Here is a 16,215-nt window from a genome sequence, read left to right on the forward strand (position 1 = left end):
TGGGTCCGTGTCTTTGGCTGGGTTCGCTTGGTCCGGCTGGGTCTCTGGGCCGTGGGTCCGTGTCTTTGGCTGGGTTCGCTTGGTCCGGCTGGGTCTCTGGGCCGTGGGTCCGTGTCTTTGGCTGGGTTCGCTTGGTCCGGCTGGGTCACTGGGCCGTGGGTCCGTGTCTTTGGCTGGGTTCGCTTGGTCCGGCCGGGTCTCCGGGCCGCGGGTCCGCGACTCCGGCCCGGCCCGCTCGGCCCGCTGGGCCCGTGAGGCCCGCTCGGCCCGGGCGTCACCAGCGGGCCGGCGGTGGAGCCGTCAGGTGCTCCGCCAGCCGCGCCACCCGGTCCCGGAAGCGGCGCCGTCCCCGCGGGGTCGGGAGCGCGTTCTCGCCCGCCGCCGCGCTGACCAGGTGCTGCACCGTGTCCAGGTCCAGCTCCGAGCCGGCCGGCACCGCCAGGGCCTCGTGGGACACGGCCGGCAGTTCGCCCCGGTCGGGGCCGAGCGTCAGGATCGTCGCCCCGGCCCGCCGGGCACCGGACACCCGTTCGAGGAGGGGGGCGGCGGCACTCCCGGGCGACACCACCAGCAGCGTCTCGCCCCGCCGGGCCGCCTCGAGCCGCCCCAGCCCGACCGCCAGATGCGCCGGATCCGAGGGGCGCGCGTCATGCCGGACCAGCGTCGGTGACAGCTCCGGCGTCCCCGACCACGCCGCCTCGTCCACCAGGTGCGCGGCGAGGTGCCACGGCTCGTACTCCGGCGTGCCGACGAGCAGCAACCCGCCGCCGTGCGAGACCACCGAGCCCCGCAGCGCCCCGGCGAACCGCCGTGTCGCCCCCAGCCACTCCGTCCCGGCGAGCACGTCCCGCAGCAGCGCCACCCGTACGGCATCCATGACTGCGCATCCTGCCCCGACGGGCCGCCCCCGACGCGGAGTTCGGCCCGCATTCGCCCGGGCCGGGGAGGCGGACCGGTCACCCGTTCCGTCATCGAACGGGCGCGGGGGCCCCGCGGCGCACACCGAGCCGACCTGAGCCGGAAGGGCCGGGGGCCCGGCCGTAGAGTCGGGGCCATGACCTCTACCGACAGTGCTGCCACCGACAACGCGCGGAAGGCCCCCGCCAAGGACCCCTGGGATCTGCCCGACGTCTCCGGACTCGTCGTCGGGGTGCTCGGCGGGACCGGGCCGCAGGGCAAGGGCCTCGCCTACCGGCTCGCCGAGGCCGGCCAGAAGGTGATCATCGGCTCGCGGGCGGCCGACCGCGCCCGGGCCGCCGCCGAGGAGATCGGGCACGGCGTCGAGGGCGCCGACAACGCCGAGACCGCGCGCCGCAGCGACCTCGTGATCGTCGCCGTGCCGTGGGAGGGCCACGCCGCGACCCTGGAGTCGCTGCGCGAGGAACTGGCGGGCAAGCTCGTCGTCGACTGCGTCAACCCGCTCGGCTTCGACAAGAAGGGCGCCTACGCGCTGAAGCCGCAGGAGGGCAGCGCCGCCCAGCAGGCCGCCGCCCTGCTGCCGGACTCCCGGGTCACGGCCGCCTTCCACCACCTGTCGGCCGTGCTGCTGCAGGACCCGGAGATCGAGCGGATCGACACCGACGTGATGGTGCTCGGCGAGGTCCGCGCCGACGTCGAGATCGTGCAGGCCCTCGCCGGGCGCATTCCCGGCATGCGCGGCATCTTCGCCGGGCGGCTGCGCAACGCCCACCAGGTGGAGTCGCTGGTGGCGAACCTGATCTCCGTGAACCGGCGCTACAAGGCGCACGCCGGGCTCCGCGTCACGGACGTATGACCGCATGGGGGACACTGGGGGCACCGGCAGTGCCCGCAGTGTCCCCCGACAGGAGCCGACAAGATGCCCCGCCTCGCCCTCTACGCCCTGATCGTCTGCGCCCTGTCCGTGGCCGCGGCCGTGGTCTCCTTCGTGGAGGGCAGCTGGCTGGGGATCGTGTGGGTGCTGCTCGCCGGGCTGTCGTCGAACATGGCCTGGTACTACCTGAAGCGCGCCAGGGCCCGGAGGTCGGTCACGGGCTGACGCGGTCCGCGCGCGGGACGGCTCCCGCCACGCTTCGGTGAGGGGCGAACGGTCCGGTCGGTAGCGCGCCGGGTCCTGAGCGGGAGACGCCCGCTGGTGGACGCCGGAGGCGAACCCTGATGTCGGACGCGAACCTGAAGCAGCGTCTCGCCGAGCGATTCCGCGAGATCAACGGCGACCATCCGATGACGGCCGCCGACGACGCGTACGTCAGCGCGCGGTTCGAGGTCTTGGAGGAGCTCTCCGCCGCTCACGGACGCGCTACCGACGCGGTCCGCCGGCTGATGCTGCGGCGGCGACTGCCGCTCCCGGGGTATCTGCGCTCCGACCGTGCCGAGATGGTGCCGGCCGACCTGTTCGCCCTCGCCGACGAAGCCGGCGGCGTGGAACGCCTCGAAGCGTGGTTCACCGCTCACTGGGCCGACCCGGTCACCGGCGAGGAGGAGTGGAACGCGTACGTCAGTGGCCGGTACGTGTGCCTGCACCCGGTGACCCCGGCCACCATTCGGCGCAAGGAGCACCTGACGGCCGCGATCAGCGCCGCAGCCGGCGAGCCGGACGCCGGTTCGGCGCGGTGGTGCGAGCGGCTGCACGCGCTGGTCGACGAACTCGACCTGCTGGAACCGGCCTTCACGGCCTACGACCGTCTCCGGTTCGGCGGGCCCACGTCCCGCGACACCTTCATCGACGCCGTCCGCGCAGGTCAGGGCGCGGCCGCGCAGAACTCGTCGGAGCCCTGCCAGAAGCGGAACAGCTCCTGACCGCAGTAGGTCTCGACGTCGCTGATGCCGAGCGACTTCAGCAGCGAGTCGACCACGTCGAAGAAGACGCCGTTCACCGCCGGCAGCCACAGCAGCGCGAAGACGAACAGCAGGCCGAACGGCGCGAACGGCTCCACCTGCCGCCGGACGCCGTAGGACAGCCACGGCTCGATCACCCCGTATCCGTCCAGGCCGGGCACCGGCAGGAAGTTCAGCAGGGCGGCCGTCACCTGGAGCAGCGCCAGGAACGCCAGCGCGAAACGGAAGTCGCTCGGCACGCCCTCCAGCGCGTTGAGCCAGAACGGGGCCGTGCACACGACGGCGAACAGCACGTTCGTCAGCGGGCCGGCCGCCGAGATCAGGCTGTGCTTCCAGCGCCCCCGGATCCGCCCGTGCTCGATGAACACCGCACCGCCGGGCAGTCCGATCCCGCCCATGATCACGAAGAGCACCGGCAGCACGATGCTGAGCAGCGCGTGCGTGTACGTCAGGGGGTTCAGCGTGAGATAGCCCTTCGCGCCGACCGAGATGTCCCCGCTGTGCAGGGCGGTGCGCGCGTGCGCGTACTCGTGCAGGCACAGCGAGACGATCCACGCCGCCGTCACGAAGAGGAACACGGCGACACCGGGCTGCTCGGCGAACCCGGTCCAGGTCGCCCATCCCGTGACCGCCGTCACGGCCAGGATCCCGATGAACACGGGACTGATCCGCCGCTCGCTGGGGCGGCTGGTGACGGTGGTCATGAAACTCCCTGCACTCTCGAACACGCGGTGGGACGGCCCGACGGTACCGGCCCCGAGGGGAAAACGCCTCGCGCGGGGCCACCGGTTCCCTGCGGGGGGGCTCATGGGGATCCGGCACGTGTTCTACGAGACTGGCAGACGGAGTGTTGCCTCACGCCGTTCGAGCCGGGGGACGAGGTCGGCCGGCCTCTGCTGCTCGGGGCTCCCGACATGCCCGGCTGCGACCGGCACGGCCTGCTCACCGACGTCGCCGGGCCGGTGGAGGAGGTGGGCGGCGTCCGCCTGCTGCGGGAGGGGGCGGGCCTCACGGTGGCCCTGGCCGTGGACCCCGGCGACGAGCAGGACCGGCGACCCGCACCGGGGGAGCACAGCCGCGCCGTCGGCCTGCTCCGCGTCGAGCGGCACGGGGCCGAGTGGCCCGAGACCGCCGGCCGTGTGCGGTCCGTGCGGGTGCTGACCCAGGCCTGCGCCGAGAGCGCCCCGGGCTCGCGCGACCGGCAGCCGGTCGAGGGGCGGCGCCGGCTGCCGGTGGACCGGTGCCCCCGGTGGTTCGCCGACGACGGTCCGGTGGGCCGGGGGCTGAGGTGGAGGGAGGGGGGCGTGCTGGTGGTCCTGGAGGTGGCGGGAGGGGGGTGCTGGTGGTCCTGGAGGTGGAGGGAGGGGGGTGCTGGTGGTCCTGGAGGTGGAGGGAGGGGGGCGTGCTGGTGGTCCTGGAGGTGCCGGCAGGGACTCCCGGCTCTCCCACCTCGTCCGCGAGGCCCGTGCCACCCCCCATCAGGGGGCCGGACCCGGCGCGGAGACCGAGGGGCTGCCCGCGGCGGAACCGGCGGCCCCGCTGGAGAGGCCGAGCACGACGGCCGTCCCGGCGCGGAACCGGCCCCGGCCCCGGCCCGGCGGGCGTGTTTCATGAAGGCATGCGCAGTACGCCCTTCCCGGACGCCGCCCCCCACCCCACCCCCGAAAGCCCGCCGCGCCGTCAACCGCCGTGACCCGCCCCGCTCTCACCGGAGACAATGGACCCCGTGCGCTACCGCATCCTCGGCACCACCCAGGCGCTCCGCCCCGACGGCACGGCCGTCCCGGTCGGCGGGGCGCGGCTTCGCGCCCTGCTGACCGTGCTGGCCCTGCGCGCGGGGCGGGCCGTGCCCGCCGGACTGCTCGTCGAGGAGGTGTGGGGCGGTCAGCCGCCCGCCGACGCGCCCGGCGCGCTCCAGGCGCTCGTCGGGCGGCTGCGGCGCGCCCTGGGGACGGAAGCTGTCACCTCCGTGGAGGGCGGCTACCGCCTCGCCGCCGCGCCCGACGACGTCGACCTGCACCGGTTCGAACGGCTGACCGGCGAGGGGCTGCGCGCCCTGGCCGACGGCGACCCCGCCAAGGCCGCCGTGGTCCTCGACGACGCCCTCGCCCTCTGGCACGGTCCGGCCCTCGCCGACCTGCCCGACCGCACGGAGGAGGCGGCCCGTTGCGACGCCCGGCGCCTGGACGCCCTGCGGGCCCGCCACACCGCCGCCCTCGGCCTCGGCCGGGCCGAGCACTCCCTGCCGGAACTGACCGCCCTGTGCGACAGCCACCCCCTGGACGAACCCCTGCAGGCCCTCCGGCTGCGCGCCCTGCGCGAGGCGGGCCGCACCGCCGAGGCCCTGGCCGCCTACGACGAGGTCCGGCGGCTTCTCGCGGACCGGCTCGGCGCCGACCCCGGCGGCGAACTGCGCTCCCTGCACGGGGAGTTGCTGAAGGCGTCGGACGCGGGCGCGCCCCGTCCACCCGGCTCGCGGGCCGATCCGGCGCCCCGGACGGCCTCCGCCCCGGGCAACCTCCGCGCCCGCCTCACCTCCTTCATCGGCCGCGAGGCCGACATCGAGACCCTCAGAGGCGACCTCGCGGCGGCCCGCCTGATCACCCTGCTCGGGCCCGGGGGCGCCGGGAAGACCCGCCTGTCGCAGGAGGCCGCCGAGACGCTCCGGCCCACCCTGCCGGGCGGCGTCTGGCTGGCCGAACTCGCCCCGGTCGACGACCCCGGCGCCGTCCCCGAGGCCGTCCTCACCGCAGTCGGCGCCCGGGAGACCGTGCTGTACGGAGCAGGCGCCGAGGGCATCCGGGCCGCCGTCGCCGACCGGCTCGACAACCCCGTCGAACGCCTCGCCGAGCACTGCTCCCGCCCCGGCATGCTGCTGATCCTCGACAACTGCGAGCACGTCGCGGAGGCCGCCGCCCGGCTCGCCGAGGAGCTCCTGACGCGCTGCCCGGGCCTGACCGTCCTCGCCACCAGCCGCGAACCCCTGGGCGTGCCGGGGGAGTTGCTGCGCACGGTGGAGCCGCTGCCCGAGCCGGTCGCGCTGCGGCTGCTCGCCGACCGGGGTGCGGTGGCCCGGCCCGGCTTCCGCGTCGAGGACGACCCCGAGGCATGCGCCGAGATCTGCCGCCGCCTGGACGGCCTGCCCCTGGCCATCGAGCTGGCCGCCGCCCGGCTGCGGATGCTCACCCCCCGCCAGATCGCCGACCGGCTGGACGACCGCTTCCGCCTCCTCACCTCCGGCAGCCGCACGGTCCTGCCCCGCCAGCAGACCCTCAGAGCCGTCGTCGACTGGTCCTGGGACCTGCTAGACGAGGACGAACGGGACGTCCTGCGGCGTCTGTCGGTGTTCGCCGGCGGCTGCGACCTGGCCGCCGCCGAGGCCGTGTGCGGGCCGGTCGCCCTGGAGGCGCTCGGCTCCCTCGTCGACCGCTCCCTGGTCGTGGCCGCCCCGCCCGGCGAGGCGGCCGGCGAGGGGATGCGCTACCGGCTGCTGGAGACGGTCGCCGAGTACGCCGCCGAGCGGCTGGACGAGGCCGGGCAGCGCGCCGGGGCCGAGCGCGCCCATCTGACCTACTACCGCGAACTCGCCCGCAGCAGCGACCCGTTGCTGCGCGGCCCCGGCCAGCTCGACGCCATCCGCCGGCTGGAGCGCGAGTACGAGAACCTGCGCACCGCCCTGCGCCACGCCGTCGCCCTGCGCGACGAGCAGGAGGCGCTGTGCCTCGTGCTGTCCCTCGTCTGGTACTGGCAGATGCGCGACCTGCGCGTCGAGGCCCGCAACTGGTGCCGCGAGGTGATGGCCCTCGGCCCCGACCCCTTCACCGAGCCCGTCCGGCCCGCCGCCCCGGTGTGGCAGCGCTTCACCGACGCCCCGCCCCCGATGACCGGAGAGGTCCTCCAGGAGGCCCGGCGCGGCCTCCACCTGGCCCATCTCGCCTGCATGGACACCGAACTGGACGCCTGGCAGACCCCGCGCGCCCAGCAGAAGCTGCGGGCCGTCGCCCGGACCTACGAGCCCGGCCTCCCGCAGAACTGCCGCCTGCCCGGACTGCTCTGGTTCTTCGCCGTGATGCTGACCGGTGACACGGACCGGCTGCGGGTCATCATGGACGCCTCCATCCGCACCTGCCGCAGCACCCCCGGTTTCGACTGGGAGCTGGCCTCGGGCCTGCAGATGCGGGCCAACTTCCTGGCCAACCGCACCGACTGGGCCGGTGACGCCGCCCGCGACGCCGACGAGTCGCTGGAGATCTACCGCCGCCTGGGCGACTCCTGGGGCACCGCCGAGGCGCTCTCCGCCCGCGCCGAGGCCCACGAACGCAAGGGCCGCTACGCCCTGGCCGCCGCCGACTACGAGGCCGCCATCGAGCACGCCGAACAGCTCGGCGCCCGCGCCCAGGCGACCGTGCTCAGCGCCCGGCTCGGCAGCGCCCTGCTGGAGGCGGGGGAGGAGGAGCGCGGTGAGCGGCTGTTGCGCGAGGTGATCGCCCAGCACGAGGACTCGCACAGCGAGGCCATGCCCGCCGCCCGCCTCTTCCTGTCAGGCTGGCTCGGCATGACCGGCCGCGTCGCCGAGGCGCGCGAGCAACTGCGGCGGCTGCGCGAGGACTTCCGGATCGCCCACTTCATCGTCTTCGACGCGTTCATCCTCGGCGCGGAGGCCTGGCTGGAGGCGGAGGACGGACGGTACGAGCAGTGCCTGGACCTCGCCCGCCAGGCGCTGGAGCAGGCCGGCGACCCGGTGTCGGAGGCCATCGCCCCCCATATGCGGGCGGTGTACCTGACCGTCTGCGCCGGGGCCCTGGCCCACCTCGACGGCGGGCGGCGCGCCATGGACGCGGCCCGCTGTCTGGGCGCCGCCGACGCCCTGCTGCCGCCCGGCCATGTCCCGCAGCGGCAGGAGCGCCTGGCCCGCGAGCGGGCGGAGGCCCGGGCCCGGGAGGTGCTCGGCGACGCGGCGTACGAGAGCGCGTACGCGGAAGGCGGCGGCCTCTCCGTGGAGGAGGCCGCCGGCCTGATCTGACGCGGACCGGACCGCCCGGTCAGCTCTTCGTGCGGAACTTGTGGATCGCGACCGGTGCCATCACGGCGGTGATCGCCACCGACCAGCCGAGCGTCACCCACAGGTCGTGCGCGACCGGCCCGCCCGTCATCAGGCCGCGCGCGGCGTCCGCGAGCGTGGACAGCGGGTTGTAGTCGGTGAAGGCCTGCAGCCAGCCCGGCATCGACGTCGTCGGCGCGAAGATCGACGAGCCGAACTGCAGCGGGAACAGCACCAGGAAGCCCATCGCCTGCACGGACTGCGCGCTCTTCATGATCACGCCCAGGGTGAGGAACACCCACATGATCGACGAGGCGAACGCGGTGGACAGCGCCAGGGTCGCGAGCAGTCCCGGCCAGTTCGTGATCTCGAACCCGACGGCGACGGCGACGATCATCAGCACGGCCGTCGCGAACAGCATCCGCAGCAGTTCCACGGAGATCTTCGCGAACAGCACCGAGCCGCGCCCGATGGGCAGGGACCGGAAGCGGTCCATGACACCGGAGTTGAAGTCCTGGCTGAAGCCCGTGCCGACGCCCTGGGACAGCGTCATGCTCATCATCGCGATCATGCCGGGGATCACGTACTGCACGTACTGGTCCTGCCCGCCGCCCAGCGCCTGCCCGATCGAGCCGCCGAACACGAACACGAACAGCAGGGTGAAGATGACCGGCATCAGCAGCGCGTCGGCCATCGACTCGGGGTCCTGGCGGATCCACAGCAGGTTGCGGCGGACGAGTGCGCCGGTGTGGCGCAGATGGCCCCGCAGCGTGATGCGGGCGTCCGCGCGGGCCTCGTCGGCGGTGACGGCGCTCATACGGCGGCCTCCTGAAGGTCTTCGGTGGGCACGGTGTCCTGCGGGGCACTGGCGCGGTGGCCGGTGAGGGACAGGAACACCTCGTCCAGGCTGGGCAGTTCGGTGGTCAGCGAGGTGAGCGTGACGCCGTGGTCCGTGACGGCCCCCACGACGGCGGTCAGCTGCTCGTCGCTCAGGATCGGTACGAGCAGGGTGCCGGAGGCGCTGTCCACCGTGGTGGTGGCGAGGCCGGTGATGCCGAGGCCGTCGAGGTACCCGGCGAGCGGCCGCAGCCGCGGCGCGTCGGCCGGCCGGATCCTCAGCGTCCTCCCGCCGACCTTGGCCTTGAGCTCCTCGATGCTCCCGCCCGCGACGACCCGGCCCTTGTCGACCACGGTCAGCTCGGAGGCGAGCTGCTCGGCCTCCTCCATGTACTGCGTGGTCAGCAGCACGGTCACGCCGTCCCCGACCATGGTCTTCACCTCGTCCCACACCTCGTTGCGGGTGCGGGGGTCCAGGCCGGTGGTCGGCTCGTCGAGGAAGAGGACGGCGGGCCGCCCGATCATCGAGGCGGCCAGGTCGAGCCGCCGCCGCATCCCGCCGGAGTAGGTGCTCGCGGGCCGTTTCGCGGCGTCCGTCAGCGAGAACCGCTCCAGCAGCTCGTCGGCACGCGCGCGGGCCTCCTTGCGGGGCAGGTCGAGCAGCCGCCCGATCATGTACAGGTTCTCCCAGCCGGGGAGCTTCTCGTCGACGGAGGCGTACTGACCGGTGAGCCCGATCACCCGCCGCAGCTGCCGCGGCTGCCGTACTGCGTCGTACCCGGCCACGGTCGCCTGCCCCGAGTCGGGACGCAGCAGGGTGGACAGGACCCGCACCAGGGTGGTCTTCCCGGCCCCGTTCGGCCCGAGCACCCCCATCACGGTGCCCTCCCGCACCTCCAGGTCGACCCCGTCCAGTGCTTTGGTCTCCCCGTAGTGCTTCACCAGCCCCCGCACGGTGACCGCGGCGCCGCCGGTTCGTGTGTCGATTCGCGTCATGGGAGAGACGGTCCCAGCCCGCACCGACACATCACCGACAGCCCGCCGACATCCCCTGTCGGTGACCCGGGCAGGCGGACGGCCCGCCGACGGGGGAAGATCGGCGGGCCGTCCGGGGTGGTGCGGCAGTGGCTCAGTGCACGGAGTGCTCCTCCTGCGGGAACGTGCCTCCGACGACCTCGTCGGCGAACGCCCGCACCGCCTCGCCCATGACCTCGCGCAGGTTCGCGTACTGCTTGACGAACCTCGGCACGCGCCCGCCGGTCAGGCCCAGCATGTCGGTCCACACCAGCACCTGCGCGTCGGTGTCGGGGCCCGCCCCGATGCCCACCGTCGGGATGTGCAGCACCCGGGTGACCTCGGCCGCCAGCTCCGCCGGGACCAGCTCCAGGACCACCGCGAACGCCCCGGCGTCCTGCACGGCCTTCGCGTCGCGCAGCAGCTGCTGGGCCGCCTCCTCGCCCCGGCCCTGCACGCGGTAGCCCATCGCGTTGACCGACTGCGGGGTCAGGCCGATGTGGGCCATCACCGGGATGCCGGACTCGGCCAGCAGCCGGATCTGCTCGTGCGAGCGCTCGCCGCCCTCCAGCTTCACTGCCTGCACACCCGCCTCCTTCACCAGCCGGGTCGCCGAGCGCAGCGCCTGCACCGGACCCTCCTGGTAGGAGCCGAAGGGCAGGTCGCCGACGATGAGGGCGCGCGAGGTGCCGCGTACGACCGCCGCCGACAGCATGGCCATCTCGTCGAGGGTGACGGGCACGGTCGTCTCGTACCCGAGGTGACAGTTGCCCGCCGAGTCGCCGACGAGCATCACCGGGATACCGGCCTCGTCGAAGACGGACGCGGTCATCGCGTCGTAGGCGGTGAGCATGGGCCACTTCTCGCCGCGTTCCTTGGCGGCGGCGATGTCCCGAACGGTGATGCGGCGGGTGCCCTTGCCCCCGTACAGCGACCTGCCGCCGTCGGAGGGCTTGTGCTGCGCGGTCTGGGCAGCCGGAAGCTGCGTCATGGCACGGCTCCTATCACGTCATCTCGAGGCGCCCTGACGGCGTCCCCGGACCACGTCCATGGTGGCACCTCGTGCCACCGAGGGCCAGGGGAGCCCCTGTGAGTTCCGAACGGGTTCCCCCAGGGTTCCCCGCGTGCGCCCGTGTAAAAGCTCGGCAAGAGATTTCCGATACGAGACGGTCTCGTATCGGAATGGTCTACGCTCTACTGCATGACGACACCTGCCGACGGCGCCGCCCTCACCGGCCGCCGCACACCGGAAGCGGTGCACCGGCGCCGCTGGGCGATCCTCGGCGTGCTGATGCTGAGCCTGCTGATCGTCGTCCTGGACAACTCGATCCTGAACGTCGCCATCAAGACGATCTCCACCCCGGCCCCCACCGGCCTGGGGGCCACGCAGAGTGAGCTGGAGTGGGCGATCAATTCCTACACCCTGGTCTTCGCCGGTCTGCTGTTCACCGCCGGACTGCTCGGCGACCGGCTGGGCCGCAAGAAGGTGCTGCTGGGCGGCCTCGCCGTGTTCGGCGTCGGCTCGGCGCTCGCCGCGTTCTCCGGCTCGCCGGTCGAGCTGATCACCTTCCGCGCCGTGATGGGCGTGGGCGCCGCGTTCGTGATGCCCGCCACCCTCGCCGTCCTCATGAACGTCTTCGAGCGCGAGGAGCAGCCCAAGGCCATCGGCGTCTGGGCCGGCGGCGTCGGCCTCGCCATCGCCATCGGGCCCATCACCGGCGGTGTGCTGCTGGACCACTTCTGGTGGGGCTCGGTCTTCCTCGTCAACGTGCCGATCGTGCTGCTCGCGCTCGCGCTGATGCTCTGGCTCGTCCCGGACTCCCGCGACCCGGATCCGGGCCGGGTGGACCCCGTCGGTGTGGTGCTGTCGGTCGTCGGACTGGTGCTGCTCGTCTACGGCATCATCAAGGGCGGCCGGCTCGCCGACTTCACCGACGCCACCGTGCTGGGGACCATCGGGGCCGGTCTCGCCGTGCTCGTCGCCTTCGTCGTGCTCGAGAAGCGCAGCGACCACCCCTCCCTCGACGTCACGTACTTCCGCGACAAGGTCTTCTCGGCCGCCGTCGCCGCCGTCGCGCTGGTCTTCTTCGCGCTGATGGGCGTGACGTTCTTCTCCGTCTTCTACACACAGAGCGTGCGCGGGTACTCGCCGCTGCAGACCGGTCTGCTGCTGCTGCCGCTGGCCGCCGCCCAGCTGATCTTCGCACCGCGCGTCCGGCTGCTCGTCGACCGCTTCGGCGACCGGGCCACCACCACCGCCGGCATGCTGGTCCTCGCCGCGACGCTGGCCGCCTTCGCCACCCTGGACGCCGACACCCCCCTCTGGATCCTGGAGGTCGTCTTCTTCCTGATGGGCGCGGCCATGGCGCACATCATGACGCCGGTCAGCGTCCTCATCCTGCAGGCCCTGCCCCGGGAGAAGGCCGGCTCCGCCTCCGCGCTCAGCAACACCTTCCGGCAGGTCGGCGGCGCCCTGGGCATCGCCGTCCTCGGCTCGGTGCTGTCCGCCGCGTACCGCACGGAGGTCGAGGACGAGCTCACCGCGCTGCCGCCGGCCCTCCGGCACACCGCCGGGGAGTCCATCGAGGCCACCCTCGGCGTCGCCGCGAAGCTCGGCCCGCAGGGCAAGGCCCTGGTCGTCCCCGCCCAGGACGCGTTCCTGCACGCGATGCACGTCACCGCCCTGTGGGGCGCGGGCGTCGCCCTGGCCGGCGCTGCCGTCGTGGCGCTGTTCCTGCCCGGCCGGCGGCGCGCGCCTCAGGAGGACGAGGGGGAGAGGGAGTTGGCCGAAAGCCGGTCGTAGGCCTGCGGGAGAATGGGCGTCACCCAGGTCAGGAAGGACGCAACGACGTGAGCCCCGCCGAACGGCACCCCCGCCCCGACGGCCCCCCGAGGGGCCGCCCCCGAAGCGAGGCCGTCGAACGCGCCATCATCGAGGCCGTGATGCGGCTCCTGGAGGAGGGCGTGCCGCTGGCGGAGCTGTCCATCGAGCGCATCGCCCGCACCGCCGGCGTCGGCAAGGCCACCATCTACCGGCGCTGGAGCGGCAAGGAGGAGCTGTTCGTCGACGTCGTCCGGGCCGCCGAACCCCCCGAACCGCCGCTGCCCGGCAGCTCCCTGCGCGACGACCTCGTGGTCCTGCTGGAGCAGATGCGGCTGCGCGGCCTGGTCCACCGCTCCTCGGCGATCCTGCACAGCGTCCAGGCCCAGATGAAGAGCAGCCCGACGCTCTGGGCGGCCTACCAGGCCACCGTCGTCGCCCCCCGCCGCCGCCTGGGCCTCGCGGTCCTGCGCCGGGGCCAGGAGGGCGGCGAACTGCGCACGGACGTCGACGTGGAGCTGCTGAACGACCTGTTCGTCGGCCCGATGCTGCTGCGCTCCGTCCTGCACCCGGACGCCGACCTGCCCGAGGGCCTGGCCGAACAGGTCGTCGACACCCTGCTCGAAGGACTGCGCCCGCACGGCTCACCGTCCGTCAGATCCGCCCCCGACCGGCCCTAGTGTGCGCGTTTCGTCACAGAGGGCGCTTTCCGTGGCCGGGTCCGGAACTCCCCGCGCGGACTCGCACGTCCTCGCCCCCGTACGGCCGCCGGGCAGCGGCGGGAACGGAACGGATCATCCCCTAGGGTCGGTAGCGACACGGGGGGCGATGGTGTGCACGGCAGGTAGTGAGGCGACGGTATGGCGCAGCAGGCGTACATGACGGAGACGGACGACGGCGGCTCGGGGCCCGAGCACCGCGCAACCCGGCTTCGGCGCCTGTTCGACCGGCTGGCCGGCGGATGGCGGGGCGACCCACGGATCTGGCGGCGCGGCCTGGTCCTCGCCCCGTGCGCGCTGCTGCTCGCCGCCGTGATGGTGCTGCACGCCCAGATCCCGAACGCGATCGGCAACCTGGGCAGTCTCGTCGAGACGTTCCTGCCCTGGCTGGGGCTGGTCGTCCCGGTGCTGCTGGTGCTCGCCGTGGTGCGCAGGTCGGCGACGGCGCTCATCGCGCTGCTGGCGCCGGCCGTGGTCTGGCTGAACCTCTTCGGCGGCCAGCTCAGCGACAAGACCGCCGCCGGCGGCGACCTCACCGTGGTCACGCACAACGTCAACGCCGACAACCCCGACCCGACCGGCACCGCCCGGGACGTGGCCGCCTCCGGCGCGGACGTCCTGGCCCTGGAGGAGCTGACGGAGGAGGCGGTGCCGGTCTACGAGGAGGCGCTGGCCCCGACGTACCGCTACCACTCGGTGCAGGGCACGGTCGGCGTGTGGAGCAAGCACCCGCTCAGCGACGTGCGGGACGTGGACCTCGACATGGGCTGGACGCGCGCGATGCGCGCCACCGTGACCGCACCGTCCGGGCAGGTCGCCGTCTACGTCGCCCATCTGCCGTCCGTGCGCGTGAAGATGGAGGCCGGCTTCACGGCCCGCCAGCGCGACCGCAGCGCCGACTACCTGGGCGAGGCCATCGCCCACGAACCCCTGGAGAACGTCGTCCTGCTCGGCGACCTCAACGGCACCATGAACGACCGCGCGCTCAACGCCGTCACCTCCCAGATGCGCTCCACGCAGGGCGCGGCCGGCAGCGGCTTCGGCTTCAGCTGGCCGGCGTCGTTCCCGATGGCGCGCATCGACCAGATCATGGTGCGCGGACTGACGCCGCAGAGCTCCTGGACCCTCCCGCGGACCGGCAGCGACCACCTGCCCGTCGCGGCCCGTGTGAGGGTCACCACAACCGGTTCCTGAACCCGCAGGTCAGGCCGTCGACGGCAGGCAGGGCCGCCCTTCGGGGAATGCCACCCCTGCACGACTTTGTTCCGCACTTGAACATACGATGTGCTTATCACCCGGCAAGTCTCGAAAGGCTCCCTCATGCCCCTGGCCCTGCTCGCCCTCGCCGTGGGCGCCTTCGGCATCGGTACCACCGAGTTCGTGATGATGGGCCTGCTGCCCGACGTCGCGGACGACCTGGGCGTCTCGATCCCCAGCGCCGGCCACCTGGTGTCCGCGTACGCGCTGGGCGTGGTCGTCGGCGCCCCGCTGCTGGCCGCGGTCACCGCCAGGATGTCCCGCCGCACGGTCCTGATGGGCCTGATGGGACTCTTCGTCGTCGGCAACGCCCTGTCGGCCCTCGCGCCCGACCACGGCTGGCTGCTGGCCGCCCGCTTCCTCAGCGGACTGCCGCACGGCGCCTTCTTCGGCGTGGGCGCCGTCGTCGCCACGAACATGGTCGCCCCCGAACGCAAGGCGCGCTCGGTCTCCCTGATGTTCCTCGGCCTGACGGTCGCGAACGTCGCGGGCGTGCCGGCCGCGACCCTCATGGGCCAGCACTTCGGCTGGCGGGTCACCTTCCTCGGCGTCAGCGCCATCGGCCTGGCGGCGATCGCCGCGCTCGCCCTGCTGATCCCGCACGACCGCGAGCACGCCGCCGCCCAGGGCCTGCGCGGCGAGATGGCCGCCCTGCGCTCCGTCCCGGTCTGGCTGTCGCTCGGCACGACCGTCGCGGGCTTCGGCGCCCTGTTCGCTGCCTACAGCTACATCACGCCGATGCTCACGGACGCCGCCGGCTACGCCGACGCCAGCGTCACCCTGCTGCTGGCCCTGTTCGGCGTCGGCGCGACCGCGGGCAACCTGCTGGGGGGCCGCCTGGCCGACCACTCCCTGCGGGGCACGCTGTTCGGCGGCCTGACCTCCCTGGTGGCGGTCCTGGCCCTGTTCCCGCTGCTGATGCGCACCCAGCCGACCGCCGCCCTGGCCGTGGTCCTGCTCGGCACGGCGGCCTTCACCACCGGCTCCCCGCTGCAGCTGATGGTCATGGAGAAGGCCTCCTCCGCCCCGTCCCTGGCCTCCTCGGCCAACCAGGCCGCCTTCAACCTCGCCAACGCCGGCGGCGCCTGGATCGGCGGCCTGGCCCTGGCCGCGGGCCTCGGAGCCACCTCCCCGGCCCTCGCCGGCGCGGCTTTGGCCGTCCTCGGCCTGGGCGTGGCGTCCCTGGCCCACGCGGTGGACCGGCGCCGGGCGCCGGTCACGGGGCGCGAGCGGGTCGTGGCGAGCCACGTCCCGCAGGAGGCGGAGGCCCTGCACCGCTGAGACCGCCCGGCTCACCCCGCGTTTGCGTCTGTCCCGGGCATCGGTCTGGCTCCACGCATGGGTCTGTCCCGGGCATGCGTCTGTCCCGGGCATGTGTTTGGCCCGGGCATGTGTCTGTCCCGGGCATGTGTCTGGCCCCGCGCGTGCGGGGCTCACCCCGCGTTTGCGTCTGTCCCGGGCATCGGTCTGGCTCCACGCATGCGTCTGCCCCGGGCATGCGTCTGCCCCGGGCATGTGTCTGGCCCCACGTGTGCGTCTGGCCCCAGGTGTGCGTCTGGCCCCAGGTGTGCGTCTGGCCCAGGTGTGCGTCTGGCCCCAGGTGTGCGTCTGGCTCCGCGCGTGCGTCTGGCTCCGCGCGTGCGTCTGGCTCCGCGCGTGCCTCCGCCCCCGCGTTTGTGTCTGGCCCCACGCGTGCCTCTGCCCCCGCG

14 protein-coding genes are annotated in these 16,215 nt (G+C 73.7%); 9 read left to right on the forward strand and 5 right to left on the reverse strand.

The features are described 5' to 3' along the window. Nucleotides 1-274: 274 nt before the first annotated feature. Nucleotides 275-877 carry a hypothetical protein gene (locus ACFW6P_RS30970; RefSeq protein WP_386358648.1) on the reverse strand — a complete coding sequence of 201 codons (603 nt, stop codon included), beginning with the start codon at nucleotides 875-877 and terminating at the stop codon, nucleotides 275-277. Nucleotides 878-1,054: 177 nt separating this feature from the next. Here ACFW6P_RS30970 and npdG point away from each other — a divergent pair, with 177 nt between their 5' ends. From npdG to ACFW6P_RS30985, 3 genes are all read left to right on the forward strand, one after another. Then, nucleotides 1,055-1,774, forward strand: a complete 720-nt coding sequence (npdG, locus tag ACFW6P_RS30975; protein WP_386358650.1) for an NADPH-dependent F420 reductase — start codon at nucleotides 1,055-1,057, stop codon at nucleotides 1,772-1,774. Nucleotides 1,775-1,837: 63 nt separating this feature from the next. After that, on the forward strand, nucleotides 1,838-2,017 hold the full coding sequence (locus tag ACFW6P_RS30980) for a hypothetical protein (protein ID WP_386358652.1): 180 nt from the start codon (nucleotides 1,838-1,840) through the stop codon (nucleotides 2,015-2,017). A 119-nt stretch (nucleotides 2,018-2,136) separates the two neighbouring features. Then, nucleotides 2,137-2,778, forward strand: a complete 642-nt coding sequence (locus tag ACFW6P_RS30985; RefSeq protein WP_386425605.1) for a DUF6058 family natural product biosynthesis protein — start codon at nucleotides 2,137-2,139, stop codon at nucleotides 2,776-2,778. Here ACFW6P_RS30985 and ACFW6P_RS30990 read toward each other — a convergent pair. Further along, entirely contained in the window at nucleotides 2,721-3,521 is an 801-nt protein-coding gene (locus tag ACFW6P_RS30990) for a site-2 protease family protein (RefSeq protein WP_386358655.1), read from the reverse strand. The genes ACFW6P_RS30985 and ACFW6P_RS30990 overlap by 58 nt on opposite strands. Nucleotides 3,522-3,548: 27 nt before the next feature. Here ACFW6P_RS30990 and ACFW6P_RS30995 point away from each other — a divergent pair, with 27 nt between their 5' ends. Together ACFW6P_RS30995 and ACFW6P_RS31000 are read left to right on the forward strand one after the other, a co-directional pair. Continuing rightward, nucleotides 3,549-4,634, forward strand: coding sequence for a DUF6578 domain-containing protein (locus ACFW6P_RS30995; RefSeq protein WP_386425608.1), 1,086 nt, complete (start codon nucleotides 3,549-3,551; stop codon nucleotides 4,632-4,634). Continuing rightward, nucleotides 4,535-7,840, forward strand: coding sequence for a BTAD domain-containing putative transcriptional regulator (locus ACFW6P_RS31000; RefSeq protein ID WP_386425611.1), 3,306 nt, complete (start codon nucleotides 4,535-4,537; stop codon nucleotides 7,838-7,840). The genes ACFW6P_RS30995 and ACFW6P_RS31000 overlap by 100 nt, the downstream gene beginning before the upstream one ends. 19 nt (nucleotides 7,841-7,859) lie before the next feature. Here ACFW6P_RS31000 and ACFW6P_RS31005 read toward each other — a convergent pair whose 3' ends face one another. From ACFW6P_RS31005 to panB, 3 genes are all read right to left on the reverse strand, one after another. Further along, nucleotides 7,860-8,675: an ABC transporter permease gene (locus ACFW6P_RS31005; protein ID WP_386358661.1), complete on the reverse strand. Its 816-nt coding sequence runs from the start codon at nucleotides 8,673-8,675 to the stop codon at nucleotides 7,860-7,862. Then, entirely contained in the window at nucleotides 8,672-9,691 is a 1,020-nt protein-coding gene (locus tag ACFW6P_RS31010) for an ATP-binding cassette domain-containing protein (protein WP_386358663.1), read from the reverse strand. The genes ACFW6P_RS31005 and ACFW6P_RS31010 overlap by 4 nt, the downstream gene beginning before the upstream one ends. A gap of 133 nt (nucleotides 9,692-9,824) precedes the next feature. Further along, a complete protein-coding gene (panB, locus tag ACFW6P_RS31015) occupies nucleotides 9,825-10,700 on the reverse strand; it encodes a 3-methyl-2-oxobutanoate hydroxymethyltransferase (protein WP_386358664.1) in 876 nt (291 codons plus the stop codon). A 210-nt stretch (nucleotides 10,701-10,910) separates the two neighbouring features. Here panB and ACFW6P_RS31020 point away from each other — a divergent pair, with 210 nt between their 5' ends. From ACFW6P_RS31020 to ACFW6P_RS31035, 4 genes are all read left to right on the forward strand, one after another. Further along, on the forward strand, nucleotides 10,911-12,512 hold the full coding sequence (locus tag ACFW6P_RS31020) for an MFS transporter (RefSeq protein ID WP_386358666.1): 1,602 nt from the start codon (nucleotides 10,911-10,913) through the stop codon (nucleotides 12,510-12,512). Between the two features lie 47 nt (nucleotides 12,513-12,559). After that, on the forward strand, nucleotides 12,560-13,210 hold the full coding sequence (locus ACFW6P_RS31025; protein WP_386425614.1) for a TetR/AcrR family transcriptional regulator: 651 nt from the start codon (nucleotides 12,560-12,562) through the stop codon (nucleotides 13,208-13,210). A 180-nt stretch (nucleotides 13,211-13,390) separates the two neighbouring features. Next, a complete protein-coding gene (locus ACFW6P_RS31030; RefSeq protein WP_386358670.1) occupies nucleotides 13,391-14,443 on the forward strand; it encodes an endonuclease/exonuclease/phosphatase family protein in 1,053 nt (350 codons plus the stop codon). A gap of 126 nt (nucleotides 14,444-14,569) precedes the next feature. Next, entirely contained in the window at nucleotides 14,570-15,787 is a 1,218-nt protein-coding gene (locus ACFW6P_RS31035) for an MFS transporter (protein WP_386358672.1), read from the forward strand. Nucleotides 15,788-16,215: the final 428 nt, after the last annotated feature.

Origin of the sequence: Streptomyces sp. NPDC058741, from assembly GCF_042746715.1 — a bacterium.
Classification (GTDB): Bacteria; Actinomycetota; Actinomycetes; order Streptomycetales; family Streptomycetaceae; genus Streptomyces.